General features: G+C 72.2%; 16 protein-coding genes. 6 read left to right on the top strand and 10 right to left on the bottom strand.

The genetic code is table 11. The annotated features are described in order from the left end of the window. Positions 1 to 48: 48 nt before the first annotated feature. The gene (locus KZX45_RS00605) at positions 49 to 1,152 is read right to left on the bottom strand and encodes a mandelate racemase/muconate lactonizing enzyme family protein (RefSeq protein WP_248255777.1); all 1,104 of its coding nucleotides are present in this window, start codon (positions 1,150 to 1,152) and stop codon (positions 49 to 51) included. Further along, positions 1,149 to 2,051 (bottom strand): LysR family transcriptional regulator, encoded by a 903-nt coding sequence (locus KZX45_RS00600; protein WP_248255776.1) that lies wholly within the window; start codon positions 2,049 to 2,051, stop codon positions 1,149 to 1,151. Before KZX45_RS00600 ends, KZX45_RS00605 begins: the two co-directional genes overlap by 4 nt. 246 nt (positions 2,052 to 2,297) lie before the next feature. Here KZX45_RS00600 and KZX45_RS00595 point away from each other — a divergent pair, with 246 nt between their 5' ends. Genes KZX45_RS00595 through KZX45_RS00585 form a run of 3 tightly spaced genes read left to right on the top strand, consistent with a single transcriptional unit; the run spans position 2,298 to position 4,830 of the window. After that, entirely contained in the window at positions 2,298 to 2,987 is a 690-nt protein-coding gene (locus tag KZX45_RS00595; protein WP_248255775.1) for a 3-oxoacid CoA-transferase subunit A, read from the top strand. Then, positions 2,984 to 3,652, top strand: coding sequence for a 3-oxoacid CoA-transferase subunit B (locus KZX45_RS00590; RefSeq protein ID WP_248255774.1), 669 nt, complete (start codon positions 2,984 to 2,986; stop codon positions 3,650 to 3,652). The genes KZX45_RS00595 and KZX45_RS00590 overlap by 4 nt, the downstream gene beginning before the upstream one ends. Positions 3,653 to 3,660: 8 nt before the next feature. Further along, positions 3,661 to 4,830: a thiolase family protein gene (locus KZX45_RS00585; RefSeq protein WP_248255773.1), complete on the top strand. Its 1,170-nt coding sequence runs from the start codon at positions 3,661 to 3,663 to the stop codon at positions 4,828 to 4,830. Positions 4,831 to 4,861: 31 nt separating this feature from the next. On the opposite strand, the gene KZX45_RS00580 is transcribed toward KZX45_RS00585, so the two are convergent. The 6 genes from KZX45_RS00580 to KZX45_RS00550 form a co-directional block, all read right to left on the bottom strand. Beyond that, positions 4,862 to 5,662: an IclR family transcriptional regulator C-terminal domain-containing protein gene (locus KZX45_RS00580; RefSeq protein WP_248255772.1), complete on the bottom strand. Its 801-nt coding sequence runs from the start codon at positions 5,660 to 5,662 to the stop codon at positions 4,862 to 4,864. Next, entirely contained in the window at positions 5,659 to 6,828 is a 1,170-nt protein-coding gene (gene pcaD, locus KZX45_RS00570; RefSeq protein ID WP_308221682.1) for a 3-oxoadipate enol-lactonase, read from the bottom strand. The genes KZX45_RS00580 and pcaD overlap by 4 nt, the downstream gene beginning before the upstream one ends. A gap of 60 nt (positions 6,829 to 6,888) precedes the next feature. Then, positions 6,889 to 7,746, bottom strand: a complete 858-nt coding sequence (locus KZX45_RS00565; RefSeq protein ID WP_248255771.1) for an IclR family transcriptional regulator C-terminal domain-containing protein — start codon at positions 7,744 to 7,746, stop codon at positions 6,889 to 6,891. 97 nt (positions 7,747 to 7,843) lie between these two features. Continuing rightward, positions 7,844 to 8,929, bottom strand: a complete 1,086-nt coding sequence (locus KZX45_RS00560) for a TerC family protein (RefSeq protein ID WP_308221681.1) — start codon at positions 8,927 to 8,929, stop codon at positions 7,844 to 7,846. 331 nt (positions 8,930 to 9,260) lie between these two features. Then, positions 9,261 to 11,357 (bottom strand): excinuclease ABC subunit UvrB, encoded by a 2,097-nt coding sequence (gene uvrB, locus KZX45_RS00555; RefSeq protein WP_248255770.1) that lies wholly within the window; start codon positions 11,355 to 11,357, stop codon positions 9,261 to 9,263. Between the two features lie 42 nt (positions 11,358 to 11,399). Next, positions 11,400 to 12,095 carry a MarR family transcriptional regulator gene (locus tag KZX45_RS00550; RefSeq protein ID WP_248255769.1) on the bottom strand — a complete coding sequence of 232 codons (696 nt, stop codon included), beginning with the start codon at positions 12,093 to 12,095 and terminating at the stop codon, positions 11,400 to 11,402. A 97-nt stretch (positions 12,096 to 12,192) separates the two neighbouring features. Between KZX45_RS00550 and KZX45_RS00545 the strand changes: the two genes are divergently transcribed. Together KZX45_RS00545 and KZX45_RS19790 are read left to right on the top strand one after the other, a co-directional pair. After that, positions 12,193 to 13,704 (top strand): ATP-dependent metallopeptidase FtsH/Yme1/Tma family protein, encoded by a 1,512-nt coding sequence (locus tag KZX45_RS00545; RefSeq protein WP_308221680.1) that lies wholly within the window; start codon positions 12,193 to 12,195, stop codon positions 13,702 to 13,704. Further along, positions 13,701 to 14,195: a hypothetical protein gene (locus KZX45_RS19790; RefSeq protein ID WP_308221679.1), complete on the top strand. Its 495-nt coding sequence runs from the start codon at positions 13,701 to 13,703 to the stop codon at positions 14,193 to 14,195. The genes KZX45_RS00545 and KZX45_RS19790 overlap by 4 nt, the downstream gene beginning before the upstream one ends. Before the next feature lie 14 nt (positions 14,196 to 14,209). Here the strand turns inward: KZX45_RS19790 and coaE are convergent, their stop codons facing one another. Then, on the bottom strand, positions 14,210 to 14,872 hold the full coding sequence (coaE, locus tag KZX45_RS00540) for a dephospho-CoA kinase (protein ID WP_248255768.1): 663 nt from the start codon (positions 14,870 to 14,872) through the stop codon (positions 14,210 to 14,212). Between the two features lie 215 nt (positions 14,873 to 15,087). Here coaE and KZX45_RS00535 point away from each other — a divergent pair, with 215 nt between their 5' ends. Beyond that, positions 15,088 to 15,519, top strand: a complete 432-nt coding sequence (locus KZX45_RS00535) for an OsmC family protein (RefSeq protein WP_248255767.1) — start codon at positions 15,088 to 15,090, stop codon at positions 15,517 to 15,519. A gap of 163 nt (positions 15,520 to 15,682) precedes the next feature. Here the strand turns inward: KZX45_RS00535 and rpsA are convergent, their stop codons facing one another. Further along, positions 15,683 to 17,158 carry a 30S ribosomal protein S1 gene (gene rpsA, locus KZX45_RS00530; RefSeq protein WP_248255766.1) on the bottom strand — a complete coding sequence of 492 codons (1,476 nt, stop codon included), beginning with the start codon at positions 17,156 to 17,158 and terminating at the stop codon, positions 15,683 to 15,685. Between the last annotated feature and the right edge of the window lie 31 nt (positions 17,159 to 17,189).

Below are 17,189 nucleotides of genomic sequence, written 5' to 3'. Positions count from 1 at the left end.
GTCGTACGGGGGTGGGTCCGGCGGGGTGGTGCGGCGTCGGTGTCGGCGTCAGCCGTCCTGGCGGTAGCGGGTGAGCTTGTCCTCGTCCACCCGCACGCCGAGGCCGGGGCCGTCCGGGGTCCGCAGGCGTCCGTCGGCGATGACGAGGGGCTCGGTGAGCAGGTCGTCGCTCATGTCGAGGAAGTTGGACAGCTCGCCCGCGCGCCGCGACGTCGCCTCGAAGGCGCTGCCGAAGACGACGGAGCAGGCGGACCCGAGCTGGCCGTCGATCTGGTTGCCCATGATGACGGGCACCCCGAGGCCCTCGCACTCGAAGAGCACGCGGCGGGCCTCCGTGAAGCCGCTGCGCGCCGTCTTGATGCTGATCGCGTCGGCGGAGCCCCCGAGCAGCTCCCGGGTGACCTCGCCCGGCCGGGTCGCCGACTCGTCGGCCACCACGGGCACCTCGCTCCGGCGCACGAACCAGCGACGCCCGAGCACGTCGTCGGCAGGGCTGAGCTCCTCGGCGAAGAGCAGGTCGAGGTCCGCCATGGCCCGCATCGCGCGCGCCGACTCCTCGGCGGTCCAGCCGCGGTTGCCGTCCACGTAGAGCTCGACGTCGTCACCCATCTCGGCGCGCAGCGCCCGGCACACGTCGACGTCGAGGGAGAAGGGCCGGCGGCCCACCTTCACCTTGAACGTGGTGATGCCGTGCTCCTCCCGCATGCGCGTGGCCTCCTCGACCATGCGCTCCGGGGTGTCGAAGCCGAGCATGTGGGACACCCGCATGTGGTCGGTCCAGCCGCCCAGCAGGTCGCTGACGTTGTGGCCGAGGCTCTGGCCGAGCGCGTCCCACACCGCCATGTCCACGGCCGCCTTGGCGGTCGGGTTGCCCACGGTGCGGCTCATCCGGGCGTGGATCCGCTCGCGCTCGAGGAGGGACAGCCCGAGGATCGCCGGGGCGAAGATCGACGTCACGACGGCCACGATGGACGCCTGCGTCTCCCCGTAGGTGAACGGGCGGGGCGGCGCCTCGGCCGCGCCGACGACGCCGTCGTCCGTGTGGACACGCACGAGCACGTGCTCCGCCGCGGAGACCTCGCCGCTGGCGAAGTGGAGCGGCTTGACGTACGGGATCGAGAACGGGACGGCCTCGACACGGGTGATCTTCATGCGGCCTCGCTCGGTGCGGTCGGGAGGTGGTCGACGAGCATGCGGACGAAGCGGCGGGTGGCGGCCGACGTGTCGTCCTCCCGCCAGGCCAGCGCGAGCTCGACGCTGGGGGCGCCGGCGATCTCGCGGTGGACGACGCCGTCCAGGCGGAGCGCGCGGGCCGAGTCGGGGACGAGGGCCACGCCGAGGCCGGCGCCGACGAGCGCCATCATCGACGACGTCTGCTCCACCTCCTGCGTGCGGGCCACGACCGCGCTGGCACGGCGCAGCTCCTGCTCGACGGCGGCACGCACCACGGAGCGGGCCCGGCCGGGGTAGGTCAGGAGGACCTCGCCGGTCAGGTCGGCGAGGCGGGGCGCCGGGGCGGTGGCGAGGCGGTGGCCCGCGGGCACGGCCAGGGTGAGCTGCTCGACGGCGATCGTCCGCGTGGCGAGGCCGGGCGTCCCCACCGGCGGGCGGAGCACGCCGATGTCGAGACGCTGCTCCACGAGCGCCTGCTCCTGGGCGGGGGTGAGCATCTCGGAGAACAGCTGGAGCTCGATGTCGGGCAGGTGGACCCGCTGCAGGCGCGCCACCTGCGGCAGCTGGCGGTAGGAGGCCGAGCCGGTGAAGCCCACCCGCAGCCGGCCGGTCCACCCCTCGGCGAGGGTCCGGACGCGGGCGGCGGCCGCGTCGACGTCGGCGAGGATCCTGACCGCGTCGTCGTAGAACGCCCGGCCCGCCTCGGTCAGCTCCACGCGCCGCGTGGTGCGGGTCAGCAGCACGGTGCCGAGCTCGCGCTCGAGCTGGCGGATCTGGTGGGACAGCGGCGGCTGGGAGATGTGGAGGTGCTCGGCCGCCTGGCCGAAGTGCCGGTGGTCGGCCACGGCCACGAAGTACCGCAGGTGCCGCAGCTCCATCCGTCCGTCGCCTCCTCAGCCTCGTCGCCGTGCCCGGTCAGCGTATGACCGGACATTGATCCGTACAAGGAGCAATCACTGCTCCGATTGAGACGTCAGACCTATAAGTTGGCGGAGGGACCCGCGTGCCGCAACTTCGGCCTGTGGCGGTGTCCGACCTTGACCCGCGCGACCATGACGCGGATGATAGTTCTAAGTGCGCGCACCTGTGCGTATACCGAACAACAAGGAGTGTGAGCGGCGGCGATGCTGCGGATCACCGAGAATCTCCACGAGGCGGTGGAGGGCATCAGCGACGGGGCGACCGTCATGATCGGCGGGTTCGGTCCCGCGGGCCAGCCGGTCGAGCTGATCGACGCTCTCATCGACCAGGGCGCGAGCGACCTGACAGTCATCAACAACAACGCCGGCAACGGCGACGTCGGACTCGCGCAGCTCGTCGCGCTGGGGCGCGTGCGGAAGATCATCTGCTCCTTCCCGCGGCAGAAGGACTCGTGGCACTTCGACGAGAAGTACCGCGCCGGCGAGATCGAGCTCGAGGTGGTCCCCCAGGGGAACCTCGCCGAGCGGATCCGGGCCGCGGGCGCCGGCATCGGCGCGTTCTTCACGCCGACCGGCTACGGCACCCTCCTCGCAGAGGGCAAGGAGACGCGGCGCATCGACGGGCGCGACTACGTCCTCGAGTACCCGATCCGCGCCGACTTCGCGCTCGTCAAGGCCCTGCGCGCGGACGGCGTCGGCAACCTCGTCTACCGCAAGACCGCCCGCAACTTCGGTCCCGTCATGGCGGCCGCCGCCCGCACCACCATCGTCCAGGTCAACGAGATCGTCGAGACCGGCGCGATCGACCCCGAGGTGGTCGTCACCCCGGGCATCTACGTCGACCGCGTGGTCCGCGTGGACCCGGTCAGGCCCGACCCCGAGGAGGGACAGTGAGCGAGCCCCTGACGCGCGACCAGATCGCCGCGCGCGTGGCGCAGGACATCCCGGAGGGCGCCTACGTCAACCTCGGCATCGGCATGCCCACCAAGGTCTCGGACTACCTCGAGCCGGAGCGCCACGTCACCCTGCACACCGAGAACGGCATGCTGGGGATGGGGCCCGAGGCCAGCGGTGACGAGGTCGACCTCGACCTCATCAACGCCGGCAAGATCCCCGTCACCGAGCTGCCGGGCGCCTCGTACTTCCACCACGCCGACTCCTTCGCCATGATGCGCGGCGGGCACCTCGACCTGTGCGTGCTCGGCGCGTTCCAGGTCTCCGCATCCGGCGACCTGGCCAACTGGCACACGGGCAAGCCGGGCGCCATCCCCGCTGTCGGCGGCGCGATGGACCTGGCGATCGGCGCCAAGCAGACCTTCGTGATGATGGAGCTGCTCACTCGCGACGGGCACTCGAAGCTGGTCGAGGCGTGCACCTACCCCCTGACGGGCGTCGGCTGCGTCTCACGCGTCTACACCGACCTCGCGGTCTTCGACATCACCGACGACGGCGTGGCCGTCACCGAGACCTACGGCGACGCCACCGTCGGGTCGCTTCGTGAGACCACCGGTCTGCCGCTGGTCGACGCCACCGTGCCCGGCACCGTCCCCGCCCGCTGAGGAGAACCATGTCCGCCTTCATCTACGACGCCGTCCGCACCCCCTTCGGCCGCTACGGCAAGGCCCTCGCCGGCGTCCGCCCCGACGACCTCGGCGCGACGGTCATCAAGGCCGTGGTCGAGCGCAACCCCACGCTGGACCCCGCCCGCATCGACGACGTCATCTTCGGCAACGCCAACGGCGCCGGCGAGGAGAACCGCGACGTCGCCCGCATGTCCACGCTCCTGGCCGGGCTGCCCGTCACGGTGCCCGGCGTCACCGTCAACCGCCTGTGCGGCTCCGGCGTCGAGGCGGTCATCCAGGGCTCGCGGGCCATCGAGACCGGCGACGCGGACGTCATCCTGGCGGGCGGCACCGAGTCGATGTCCCGAGCGCCGCTGGTGCTGCTCAAGCCCGAGCGCGCGTTCCCCGCCGGCGACCAGACCCTCGCGTCGACCACCATCGGCTGGCGCCTGGTCAACCCGAGGATGCCGAAGGAGTGGACCGTCGCCCTCGGCGAGGGCGCCGAGATCCTCGCCGACCAGCACCAGATCTCCCGCGAGGAGCAGGACGCGTTCGCGCTGCGCAGCCACCAGCTGGCGACGCAGGCCTGGGACGAGGGCCGCTACGACGCCGAGCTCGTGACCGTCCCCGGCGTCGAGCTCGACCGCGACGAGAACATCCGCCGGGACAGCTCGCTGGAGTCCCTGGCCCGGCTCAAGCCGGCCTTCCGGTCGCCCGACAAGGGCTCCGTCACGGCCGGCAACGCCTCCCCGCTGACCGACGGCGCCTCCGCCGTCCTCCTGGCGGGCGAGGACTTCGACGGCGAGCCGCTCGCCCGGGTGGTCTCGCGCGGCGTCTCCGCCCTCGAGCCGCAGATCTTCGGCGTCGGGCCGGTCGAGGCGGCCAACATCGCGCTGAGGCGGGCCGGGAAGACGTGGGAGGACGTCGACCTCGTCGAGCTCAACGAGGCGTTCGCCTCCCAGTCGCTCGCCTGCCTCAAGCTCTGGCCCGACCTCGATCCCGAGAAGGTCAACGTCGACGGCGGCGCGATCGCGATCGGGCACCCGCTCGGCGCGTCCGGCGGCCGCATCGTCGGCCACCTCGCCCACGCGCTCAGGGCGCGCGGCGGCGGCATCGGCGTGGCCGCGATCTGCATCGGGGTGGGCCAGGGGCTCGCCGTCGTGCTGGAGGCCTGAGGCAGCCCTCCGGGACAGCCCCTCCGGCGGATCAGCCGCGGCCGGGCGGTGCACCAGCCCGGCCGGCCGCCTCGGCGACGGCGGCGCTGATCTCCCGCCCCGCGGCGACGACCGCCCCGACGAGGTCCGGTCCCACGCCCCCGGGCGGGAGGGACGCCGTGCTCAGCGGGAGGTTCACCGCGGCCACGACCACGCCGTCGTCCACCACGGGCGCGGCGAGCGTGGTCAGCCCGGGCTCGAACTCCTCGTCGATGTGGGCGTAGCCCTGCGCACGCACCCGGTCGAGCACCTCGCCCAGCCGGGCGGGGTCGGTCACGGTGGTCGGCGTGAGGGCCCCGAGCGGGCCCGCCCCGAGGACGGCCGCGCGCTCGTCGGGCCCGAGGTCCGCGAGCAGCACCCGGCCGATCGCGGTGGCGTGCGCGGGCACCCGGGTGCCGACGTCGAGGACCACGTCCACGATCCGGGCCCCTACGACCCGCTGGACGTAGACGACCTCGGCTCCGTCGAGGACGCCGAGCGAGATGGACTGGCCGGTGGCGGCGGAGAGCCGTCGCATGGCGGGCAGCGCGAGGGCGGGCAGGCGCAGGCTCGCGCGGTACGCCTCCCCCAGCTCCAGCACGCGCGGCCGCAGGCTGAACTCGCGCCCGCGCGCGAGCACGTAGCCGACGTCGACGAGGGTGAGCAGCACCCGGCGCGCCACCGCCCGGTTCAGCGCCGCGGCGTGCGCCACCTCGGCGAGGGTGAGCGGGCCGTCCGCGGCCGCGAGGACCCGCAGGACGCCGAGCCCCCGGGCGAGGGACTGCAGGCCCTCCGGCTCACCCTCGTCGCTCACGGGCGCTCCCGCTCGACGTCGTCGAGCACCTGCTGCGCCAGGGCGAAGGCGTGGTTGGAGACCGGCACCCCCGCGTAGACCGAGATGTGCAGCAGCACCTCGCGGATCTCGTCGACGGTCAGGCCGTTGCGCAGCGCGGCCCGCACGTGCATGGCGAACTCGCCGTCGTGCCCGAGCGTGGCGAGCACCGCCAGGGTGATCGCGCTGCGCATGCGCCGGTCGATCCCGGGCCGGGTCCAGACGTCGCCCCAGGCGTAGCGGGTGATGAGGTCCTGGAAGTCGGCGGTGAAGGGCGTGGTGCGCTCCTGCGCCCGGTCCACGTGGGCGTCGCCCAGCACGTCCCGGCGCACGCGCGTGCCGGCCGCTCGCACGGGGTCCTGGGCGTCGAGGTGCTCGAGGATCAGCCGGGTGACGGCTGGCGCCTGCTGGACGGCGCTGATGTGCGCGGCGTCGGGGACCACCTCGAACCGGACCTCCGCCCCGGCGGCCCGCAGGGTCTCCGCGGTCGCGGCGGACAGCTCCGGCGGCGTGGCCGCGTCGCGGTCGCCCGCCACGAGCAGCACGGGGGCGGAGACGTTGGGCAGCTCGGGCCGCAGGTCCATGCCCGCGATCGCCTCGCAGCACTGCGCGTAGCCCTCCGGGTCGACGGCGAGGAACGAGGCGCGCAGGGCGGCGCGGCGCTCCTCGTCGTCGTACGTCTCGGTGAACCAGCGCGACATGACGGCGTCCACCACCGCGCCCATGCCCTCGCGGCGTACGGTCGCGGCCCGGGTCAGCCAGCCCTCGGCGGGCGGCAGGTACGGCGCGGAGCACACGACGGCGAGGCGCTCGACGCGCTCGGGGTGCCGCTCGGCGAGCCACAGCGCGACCATCCCGCCGATCGAGAGCCCGACGTGGTGGGCGGAGGCGATGCCGAGCTGGTCCATGAGGCGCAGGACGTCGGAGCCGAGGTCGGCGATGGTGACCGGGCCCTCGGCGCGCGGCGACGCGGAGCGGCCGTGCCCGCGCAGCTCGTACCGGACCACGCGGTACCGCCGGGCCAGCACCGGCACCTGGGCGTCCCACATGTGGCGGTCCGTGCCGAGCGAGGACCCCAGGACGACCACCGGGGCGTCCTCGGGGCCGTCGACGGCGTGGGCGAGGGTCGGTCGCGCGTCGTCGTGCATCGTTCTCCTTCAGCTGGGGTGCCGGCCTCCCGGCCCTGCCAGGCTACCGACCCGGGACTCTCACGAGTCGACGTGCCCGAGGGGGACGAGGTCGGCGTCGATCGCGGCGGCCGTCCGCCGCAGGGAGGGCAGGACCCGCTCGAGGAACGCGGCCGGCTCGTCGTGGATGACCGTGGTGGCGACGTTGACCGCGGCGATCACGTTGCCCTCGCCGTCGTGCACGGGCACCGCCACCGACCGCAGCCCCTCCTCGAGCTCCTGGTCGACCAGCGCCCAGCCCTGCGCCCGGGTCCGGGAGAGGATCGCCCGCAGCCGCGCGGTGTCCGTGGTGGTGTACGGGGACCGCCGCTCCACCCGCACCGACTCCACGAAGCCCTCGATCCACTCGGGCGAACGGGCCGCGAGGAGCACGCGGCCCATGGCGGTCGACTCCGCCGGGAAGCGCGCGCCCACCCGGATCTGGACGCGCATCACCCGGCGGGTGGCGACGCGCGCGACGTAGACGATCTGGCCGGCGTCGAGCACCGAGGCCGAGACGGACTCGTCGAGCCGCGCGGAGAGCGCCTGCAGGTGCGGGGTGACGACATCGGCGAGCGAGAGGCCGGAGAGCTGCTCGAACCCGAGCTCGAGCAGCTTGGGCCGCAGCGTGAACTCGCGGCCGGACCGGGTGGCGTAACCCAGCTCGACCAGGGTGTGGAGCGCGCGCCGCGCACCGGCCCGCGGCATGCGGGCGCGTACGGCGACCTCGCTCAGCGTCAGGCGCGGGTGCGCCGCGTCGAACGCCCGGACGACCGACAGGCCCCGCGCCAGGGAGCGGATGATCTCCGGCGAGCGACCCGCCCCGTCCGTCTCCGCGCCCGCGTCGCCGCCGGCGGGGGTGCCGACGGCGGCGCCTCCGTCGTCGTCGCTCGCACGCATCGGGGCATGCTACCGCCGGACGCGCGACCGCCCGGCCCCCGTCCGGGGCCGGGCGGTGCCGGCGGGGCCGCGGCCTGCGCGGCCGTTGACGCCGGCGTCAGTCGTCGGAGCTGCGCTTCGCGGGCTCGCCCGGCGGGATGGTCGGACGGCGCTCGTCCTCCCGCTCGCCGGCGTGGAGCAGCGCCGCCTCGGCGGCAGCGATGCGCGCGTCCTTCTTGTTCTTGCGCAGGCTGGCCACGACGGTGATGACGAGCACGCCCACGATCCAGAGCAGGGACACCACGATCGACGGCTCGGGGATCGCGGTCCAGTGCTCACCGCCGTTGATGAACGAGAGCTCGTTCTCGTGCAGGGCGTGGATGACCAGCTTGACCCCGATGAAGCCGAGGATCGCCGCGAGGCCGTAGTGGAGGTAGACGAGCTTGTCGAGCAGGCCGTCGATCAGGAAGTAGAGCTGGCGCAGACCGAGGAGCGAGAAGGCGTTCGCCGCGAAGACGAGGTACGGCTCCTTGGTGAGGCCGAAGATGGCGGGGATGGAGTCGACGGCGAAGAGGATGTCCGCGCTGCCGATCGCGATGATGGCGAGCAGCATCGGCGTGATCATCGTCCTGCCGTGGTGGCGGTGGACCAGCTTGCCGCCGACGAAGCCCGGGGTCACCGGCACGAAGCGCCGGACGAGGCGGACGAACCCGTTCTCGTGGTACTCCTCGTGCTCGTCGGGGTCCTCGACACCCTGACGCGCCTGCGCGATGGCCGTGTAGATGAGGAACGCGCCGAAGAGGTAGAACACCCAGGAGAAGTTCTCGATCACGGCCACGCCGAGGGCGATGAAGACGCCGCGCAGGACGATCGCGATGATGATGCCGGCCAGCAGGACCTCCTGCTGGTACTTCCGGGGGATCTTGAAGGCCGCGATGATGATGACGAAGACGAACAGGTTGTCGACGGAGAGCGATTTCTCCGTGACGTACCCGGCGAAGTACTCCGTGCCGTACTGGGTGCCGTAGACGCCCCAGACGATGAAGCCGAAGATGATGGCCATGGCCACGTAGGCCACCGACCACCAGGCCGCCTCCTTCATGGAGGGCGCGTGCGGGTTCCGGACGTGGCCGACGATGTCGACCACGATCATGACGACGATGATCGCAGCGAGCGCGATCCAACCAAGGGCGTGGACTTCCACAGTGCCTCCGGTACGTAGGGACGGGTACCGGAGGTCTCTTCCGCCTGGTCCGGGCTGTCCCCGGCCCCGATGCTGCCGAGGCTGGGACGACCGTCGTGGTCCGGGCCAGTGACACCGAGCGGACGACGTCGCCCACCGTGATGACGGCATCACTGTTCGGGGAATACTCCCCTCCGCAGCGGCAACGATACGTCACGCCAAACCCGAGCGCGACCGTCGCGGCCGGCGACGACCGACGTCACAGACCCGGACATGTCGGGCCCGATCCCGTGGGCCGGTGCCGCGGAACGAGCGCCGCGGTACGGGCCCGCCGCACGGGCACGGCGGGCGGTCAGGCGTTGGCGGCCGTCATCTGCCGCAGCTCCTTCTTCAGGTCCGCGATCTCGTCCCGCAGGCGGGCGGCGAGCTCGAACTGGAGCTCCTCCGCCGCCGCGTGCATCTGCGCGGACAGCTCCTGGATGAGCTCGGCGAGGTCGCTCGCCGCGGCCCCGGCCAGCTTCTCGCGGACCGACTCCCCCGCCTTGCGGCGGTCCTTCCCGCCGGGCCCCTTGCCGGCGCCGCGGTAGCCGCCCTCGAGGAGCTCGGCCGTGTCGAGGTCCTCGCGCGCCAGCATGTCGGTGACGTCGGCGATCCGCTTGCGCAGCGCCGTCGGCTCGATCCCGTTGGCCTCGTTGTACGCCACCTGCTTCTCGCGGCGGCGGGTCGTCTCCTCGATGGCGTGCGCCATGGAGTCGGTGATCCGGTCGGCGTACATGTGCACCTGGCCGGAGACGTTGCGGGCGGCACGGCCGATGGTCTGGATGAGGGACGTCGACGAGCGCAGGAAGCCCTCCTTGTCGGCGTCCAGGATGGCGACGAGGGAGACCTCCGGCAGGTCGAGGCCCTCGCGGAGGAGGTTGATGCCGACCAGGACGTCGAACTGCCCGAGCCGGAGCTCCCGCAGCAGCTCGACGCGGCGGAGGGTGTCGACGTCGGAGTGCAGGTAGCGCACCTGGACGCCGCGCTCGAGGAGGTACTCGGTGAGGTCCTCGGCCATCTTCTTGGTCAAGGTGGTCACGAGCACCCGCTCGTCCTTGTCGACCCGCTCGCGGATCTCGCCGAGGAGGTCGTCGATCTGGCCCTTGGTCGGCTTGACCACCACCTCGGGGTCGACCAGTCCGGTGGGGCGGATGATCTGCTCGACGACGCCGTCGGACTGGCTGAGCTCGTAGGGCCCGGGGGTGGCGGAGAGGTACACGGTCTGGCCGATGCGCTCGAGGAACTCCTCCCAGCGCAGCGGCCGGTTGTCCATCGCCGACGGCAGGCGGAAGCCGAAGTCCACCAGCGTGCGCTTGCGGGACATGTCGCCCTCGTACATGGCACCGATCTGCGGCACGGTCACGTGCGACTCGTCGATGACGAGCAGGAAGTCCTCGGGGAAGTAGTCGAGGAGGGTGTTCGGCGCCGTCCCGGCGGCGCGCCCGTCGATGTGCCGGGAGTAGTTCTCGATGCCCGAGCAGGTGCCGATCTGGCGCATCATCTCGATGTCGTAGGTGGTGCGCATGCGCAGCCGCTGGGCCTCGAGCAGCTTGTTCTGCCGCTCGAGCTCCTCCAGACGCTCGGCGAGCTCGGCCTCGATGCCGGCGATCGCCCGTTCCATCCGCTCAGGTCCGGCGACGTAGTGGGTGGCGGGGAAGAGGTGGACCGCCTCCTCCGAGCGCACGACCTCGCCGGTGAGCGGGTGCAGGGTGCTCAGGCCGTCGATCTCGTCGCCGAACAGCTCGATGCGGATGGCGAGCTCCTCGTAGACGGGGATGATCTCGATGGTGTCTCCGCGCACCCGGAAGGTGCCGCGGGTGAACGCCATGTCGTTGCGCACGTACTGCATCATCACGAACTGGCGCAGCAGGTCGTCGCGCTCGACCGTGTCGCCCACCTTGAGCTGGACCATGCGGTCGACGTACTCCTGCGGGGTGCCGAGGCCGTAGATGCAGGACACCGACGCGACCACGATGACGTCGCGCCGTGTCAGCAGCGAGTTGGTGGCGCTGTGCCGGAGCCGCTCGACCTCGTCGTTGATCGAGGAGTCCTTCTCGATGTACGTGTCCGTCTGCGGCACGTACGCCTCGGGCTGGTAGTAGTCGTAGTACGAGACGAAGTACTCGACGGCGTTGTTGGGCAGCAGCTCCCGGAACTCGGTGGCCAGCTGGGCGGCGAGCGTCTTGTTCGGCGCCATCACCAGGGTGGGTCGCTGGACCTGCTCGATGAGCCACGCGGTCGTGGCCGACTTTCCGGTGCCGGTGGCGCCGAGGAGGACGATGTCCTTCTCGCCGGCCCTGAGGCGCTCGGTGAGCTCGGCGATCGCCGTCGGCTGGTCGCCCGACGGCGTGTAGTCGGAGACCACCTCGAACGGGGCGACGGTGCGCTGCAGGTCGGTCACGGGACGCATGGGTCAACCGTACGTCGGGGCACCGACATCACGCCGGGGGGGTCAGGGCTGCGGCGACTCCGGGGCCGAGGGTTGCGCCGACGGCGCCGACCCGGCCGACGTCGCGGACCTCCCCGACGGTGGCGACCCGCTCACGGGCTGGCCGACGTCGAGGCCCGCGACGAACCGGCCGAGCAGGTCGGCCAGCACCCGTCGGTCCTCCTCGCCCCACGAGGACAGCCGGTCCTCCAGGACGGCTGCGCCGGCCCGGCGGAACCGGTCCCGCACGGCCAGCCCCTCATCGGACAGAGAGAGCAGCACCGCCCGGCCGTCCTGCGGGTCTGCCGTCCGCACGACCAGGCCCGCGCGCTCGAGCCGCCGCACCTGCGGCGTCACGGTCGACTTGTCGACGCCCTGCCACGCAGCCAGGGCCGTCAGCCGCATCGGTCCCCGCTCGCCCAGGACCTCCACGATCCAGACGTCGGTCGGCGTGAGCGACCGTCCGAGCTCGGAGCTGAGGAACTGGTCGCGAACGCTCGCACGGCTGCCCCAGCGCAGCAGCAGCCAGAAGGCGCGCTGCAGGCGGGCGCCCACGTCGGCCGCCGAAATGCGGGCGTCGGCCGCCGAAGTGCCGACGTCGGCCGCCGAAGTGCCGGTGTCACTCCTCGCGCCGCCATCGGCCCGCGGGCCGACCCCCGCCTCGTCGGCGCGGTCGTCCCTCTCGGAGGTCCCGTCGCTGTTCCCCGTGTCTTTCACCACAATTGGTGAGGTTACACCAACCAATCTGTGGACACTCACGGGCTTCCGCGCCTACAGTTAGTTGGCACCCACCAACGAATAGACCCGGAGGACACGCGTGCCCGACTCCCGCGACGCCCGACGCGCCGAGCAGCCGACGCAGGCGCCGACAGGCCAGCCCTGGCGCACGGAGGGTGTGCCGCCGCAGGGCGGCGCCCCGGAGCCGCCGAGGTGGGGCCGGATCGTCACCTGGCTCCTCATGGGCTGGCTGGTGCTCTTCGGCCTGACCACGGTCCAGGACCTCGCCAGCTCCCAGGTCGCCACGATCTCGTACACCGAGTTCCGGCAGCAGGTGGAGGAGGGCAACGTCGAGGAGGTCTTCTCCCGCGGCCAGAGCATCGAGGGCACGCTGGCCGAGCCGGCGGAGCTGCCCGAGGGTGCCTCCCCGGCCCCGGCCGGGGACGGCGGCACGTACACCCAGTTCGTCACCGAACGGCCCACCTTCGCCCAGGACGACCTGCTCGCCGAGCTCGAGACGAGCGACGCCGTCGTCCGGGCCACCCCGATCACGCAGGAGCGCGGGATCCTGCCGAACCTCCTGATCTCGCTGCTCCCGCTCGCACTTCTCGTGGGGTTCTACGTCTGGCTCTTCCGCCGGGCCCGCAGGGCGGGCGGCGGGATGCTCGGCGGCATGATGAGCCAGAAGAGGGCCAAGCCGGTGGACCCGGAGAAGGTTCGGGTCAACTTTGACGACGTGGCGGGCATCGACGAGGTCGAGGCCGAGGTAGCCGAGATCGTGGACTTCCTGAAGCACCCCGAGAAGTACACCCGGCTCGGCGCCAAGGTCCCGAAGGGCGTTCTCCTCGAGGGCGGCCCGGGCACCGGAAAGACCCTCCTCGCCCGGGCGACCGCGGGCGAGGCCGAGGTGCCCTTCTTCTCCGCCTCCGCGTCCGAGTTCATCGAGATGATCGTCGGCGTCGGCGCCCAGCGGGTGCGCGACCTGTTCGCCGAGGCCCGCAAGGTGGCTCCGGCCATCGTCTTCATCGACGAGATCGACACCATCGGCCGCTCCCGCTCCGGCGCCCGCTCGGTGGGCGGCAACGACGAGCGCGAGCAGACCCTCAACCAGATCCTCACGGAGATGGACGGCTTCGACGGCACGGAGGGCGTCGTCGTCCTCGCGGCGACCAACCGCGCGGACGTCCTGGACGACGCCCTGACCCGGCCGGGCCGCTTCGACCGCAAGATCACCGTCTCCCCGCCCGACCAGGCCGGCCGGGAGCAGATCCTCGCGGTGCACACCCGGGGCAAGCCGCTCGCGGCCGACGTCGACCTCGCCGCCGCGGCGCGGTCCACCCCCGGCATGACCGGTGCGGACCTCGCGAACCTGGCCAACGAGGCCGCGCTGCTCGCCGCCAAGCGGGGCCAGGACCAGATCTTCGCCAAGGACTTCGCGGACGCCCTCGAGAAGGTCCAGCTGGGCTCCGAGCGCGCCGTCGTCATGCCCGAGGAGGAACGCCTGCGCACCGCCTACCACGAGGCCGGTCACGCCCTCCTCGGCATGCTCCGCCCCGGCGCCGACCCCGTCCGGAAGATCTCGAAATCCCCCGCGGCCGCGCCCTGGGCGTGACCCTGTCCACCCCCGAGACCGACCGGTACGGCTACGACGTCGACTACCTGCGCGGCCGCATCATCGGCGCCCTCGGCGGCATGGCCGCCGAGCAGGAGGTCTTCGGCGTCATCACCACCGGCGCCGAGTCCGACCTGCAGACCGTCACCGCCATCGCCCGCCAGATGGTGGGCCGGTGGGGCATGTCGGAGAAGATCGGACCGGTCCAGGTCTACCCGAGCGACGGCGACGCCCGCCAGAACGGCGCCTCGGAGGCTCTCCTCGAGGCCGTCGACGCCGAGGTCCGCGCCCTGGTCGACGACTGCTACGCGGAGGCGCGTCGTCTCCTCCGCGAGAACCGCGACCGGCACGAGGCCATCGTCGCCGCCCTGATGGAGCACGAGACCCTCGACGAGGCCGACGCCTACGCCGCCGCCGGCATCGAGCGCCGGCCGGCCGACCCGCACCTCGTGGGTGCTCCCGCGGGCTCTCCCGGGCACCGGGACTCCTGAGGACGCATGCCGCCCTACCGGCTCGGTCGACCTCCGCGGCTGCGACGACGGGGGCCCGACCCGGCGGTGCGCGCGCGCCGGTCGCGCTCGGGCACCAGCCGCTCCCGCCACAGCCGACCGACGGCGTCGCGGAGCTCCTCGGGGGTCCCAGAATTGTCGAGCCAGACGTCCGCGACGGCGCGACGGGCGGCGTCGTCGGCCTGGGACCGGATCCTGGCGCGGGCGTCCTCCTCCGACATGCCGCGGTGCGCCGTCAGCCGTCGGACCCGGGTGTCCTCGTCCGCGCCGACGACCACCACGAGGTCGTACCGGTCGGCCAGGCCGTTCTCCACGATGAGCGGGACGTCGTGGACCACGACGGCGTCGCCGGGCGCGGCAGCCTGCAGGCGGCGGCTCTCCTCGGCGACGAGCGGGTGGGTGATGGCACCGAGCCGCGCCAGCGCCGCCGGGTCGCCGAACACGCGCGCGGCGAGCGCGGCACGGTCCAGGGAGCCGTCGGGCGCCAGGACACCGTCGCCGAACTCGTCCACCACCGCGGCGAGGCCCGGCGTGCCCGGCTCGACGACGGCGCGCGCGATCCGGTCCGCGTCGATGACGACGGCGCCGAGCCGGGCCAGCTCGGCCGACGCGGTCGACTTTCCCGAGCCGATCCCCCCGGTGAGGCCGACGGTGAGCATCAGCCGGACCCCGTCCGACCGAGCAGCGGGACGGGCAGCGCGGGCACGTCCCCGCCGCCGAGGAAGTGGGCCGGCGACCCGTCGGGCTGGCTCATACCCGGAACCCTAGCGGCGGCAGGCGCGGTGGCGCGGGCCTCGCGCGGGCTGGTGACCGCTGGCAGGATGGCGGGAAACCCACGACGCCCGGTTCCCGGGCGAGCAGAGGAGGAAGTCGCATGGCACTCAGCAGCAAAGCCAGCACCAGCTGGAAGGGCAACCTGTTCCAGGGCTCGGGAACGACGACGATGGACAGCTCGGGGCTCGGCACCTTCGACGTGACGTGGAAGGCCCGCACGGAGGAGGACCGTTCGCGGACCAACCCCGAGGAGCTCATCGCTGCCGCGCACGCGAGCTGCTTCTCCATGGCGTTCTCCAACGACCTCGACCAGAACGGGACGCCGCCGACCCAGCTCGACACCACCGCCGAGGTCACCTTCTCCACCGACGGGGGCGCTCACATCTCGGGCGTCCACCTCACCGTCAGGGCCCAGGTCGAAGGCATCTCGGAGGAGGACTTCCAGCGCATCGCCCAGGCCTCCAAGGAGGGCTGCCCGGTCAGCAAGGCGCTGGCCGGGACCGAGATCACCATGACGGCCTCGCTGGTCTGAGGCTCGGCGACCTGAGGCTCGGCGACCTGAGGCTCGCCGGCCGCAGGCTCGCTGGTCCGAGGCCCCGCTGACTGCCTGAGGCCCACTGACACGACGAGGCCCGTCGCCCCCGAGGGGCGACGGGCCTCGTCGTCTGCTCTCCCCCGCCTGCGGCGGGAGGCGGTCAGTGACCGGTGAGCTTCTCGCGCAGGGCGGCCAGGGCCTCGTCGGACGCCAGGGTGCCCGCCGCCTCGGCCGGGGCCGAGCTGTAGGAGGTCGGGCCGGCGGCGCCGGCACCCGGCGTCCCGGTCTCGACGGCCTCGGTGTCAGCCTCCTGAGCGGCCGCGACCTGCTTCTTATGGGCCTCCCAGCGAGCCTGCGCCTGGGCGTACTCGTTCTCCCACGCCTCGCGCTGGGCCTCGTAACCCTCGAGCCACTCGTTCGTCTCCGGGTCGAAGCCCTCGGGGTACTTGTAGTTGCCCTGCTCGTCGTACTCGGCGGCCATGCCGTACATCGACGGGTCGAAGTCGTCGCTGGTCGGGTCGACGCCCTCGTTGGCCTGCTTCAGGGACAGCGAGATGCGACGGCGGTCGAGGTCGATGTCGATGACCTTGACGAAGACGTCGTCACCGACCTTGGCGACCTGCTCCGGCACCTCGACGTGGCGCTGCGCCAGCTCGGAGATGTGGACGAGGCCCTCGATGCCGTCCTCGACGCGCACGAACGCGCCGAACGGGACGAGCTTGGTGACCTTGCCGGGCACGACCTGGCCGATGGCGTGCGTGCGGGCGAAGGCCTGCCACGGGTCCTCCTGCGTCGCCTTGAGCGACAGGGAGACCCGCTCGCGGTCCATGTCGACGTCGAGAACCTCGACGGTGACCTCCTGGCCGACCTCGACGATCTCGTTCGGGTGGTCGATGTGCTTCCAGGACAGCTCGGAGACGTGCACGAGACCGTCCACACCACCGAGGTCGACGAAGGCGCCGAAGTTGACGATGGAGGAGACCACACCGGGGCGGACCTGGCCCTTCTGCAGGGTCTGCAGGAAGTGCGAGCGCACCTCGGACTGCGTCTGCTCGAGCCAGGCGCGACGGGAGAGCACCACGTTGTTGCGGTTCTTGTCCAGCTCGATGATCTTCGCCTCGAGCTCCTTGCCCACGTAGGGCTGGAGGTCGCGGACGCGGCGCATCTCGACGAGGGAGGCCGGGAGGAAGCCGCGCAGGCCGATGTCGAGGATCAGGCCGCCCTTGACGACCTCGATGACGGTGCCGGTGACGACGCCGTCCTCCTCCTTGATCTTCTCGATCGTGCTCCAGGCGCGCTCGTACTGGGCGCGCTTCTTCGACAGGAGCAGCCGGCCCTCCTTGTCCTCCTTCTGGAGGACGAGCGCCTCGATCTTGTCCCCGACGGAGACGACCTCGTCCGGGTCCACGTCGTGCTTGATGGACAGCTCGCGGGAGAGGATGACGCCCTCGGTCTTGTAACCGATGTCGAGGAGTACCTCGTCCCGGTCGACCTTGACGATGGTGCCCTCGACGATGTCCCCGTCGTTGAAGTACTTGATGGTCGCGTCAATCGCGGCGAGGAAGTCTTCCTCAGAACCGATGTCGTTGACGGCAACCTGGGGGGACGTCGGCTGCGTGGGCGTAGTGGTGGTCATTGAGCTGTGGACTCCGATGCGGACAGGAAGT

The organism is Georgenia sp. EYE_87 (genome assembly GCF_023148685.1).
GTDB lineage: Bacteria > Actinomycetota > Actinomycetes > Actinomycetales > Actinomycetaceae > Georgenia.
Note: the sequence above shows the minus strand (reverse complement) of the source record. Positions and strands in the feature narration are given on the sequence as shown.

Excerpts from the sequence above, each read along its gene's own strand:
- KZX45_RS00605 (WP_248255777.1), bottom strand. The coding sequence starts at position 1,152 with ATGAAGATCACCCGTGTCGAGGCCGTCCCGTTCTCGATCCCGTACGTC.
- KZX45_RS00600 (WP_248255776.1), bottom strand. The coding sequence starts at position 2,051 with ATGGAGCTGCGGCACCTGCGGTACTTCGTGGCCGTGGCCGACCACCGG.
- KZX45_RS00595 (WP_248255775.1), top strand. The coding sequence starts at position 2,298 with ATGCTGCGGATCACCGAGAATCTCCACGAGGCGGTGGAGGGCATCAGC.
- KZX45_RS00585 (WP_248255773.1), top strand. The coding sequence starts at position 3,661 with ATGTCCGCCTTCATCTACGACGCCGTCCGCACCCCCTTCGGCCGCTAC.
- pcaD (WP_308221682.1), bottom strand. The coding sequence starts at position 6,828 with ATGCACGACGACGCGCGACCGACCCTCGCCCACGCCGTCGACGGCCCC.
- KZX45_RS00565 (WP_248255771.1), bottom strand. The coding sequence starts at position 7,746 with ATGCGTGCGAGCGACGACGACGGAGGCGCCGCCGTCGGCACCCCCGCC.
- uvrB (WP_248255770.1), bottom strand. The coding sequence starts at position 11,357 with ATGCGTCCCGTGACCGACCTGCAGCGCACCGTCGCCCCGTTCGAGGTG.
- coaE (WP_248255768.1), bottom strand. The coding sequence starts at position 14,872 with ATGCTCACCGTCGGCCTCACCGGGGGGATCGGCTCGGGAAAGTCGACC.
- KZX45_RS00535 (WP_248255767.1), top strand. The coding sequence starts at position 15,088 with ATGGCACTCAGCAGCAAAGCCAGCACCAGCTGGAAGGGCAACCTGTTC.
- rpsA (WP_248255766.1), bottom strand. The coding sequence starts at position 17,158 with ATGACCACCACTACGCCCACGCAGCCGACGTCCCCCCAGGTTGCCGTC.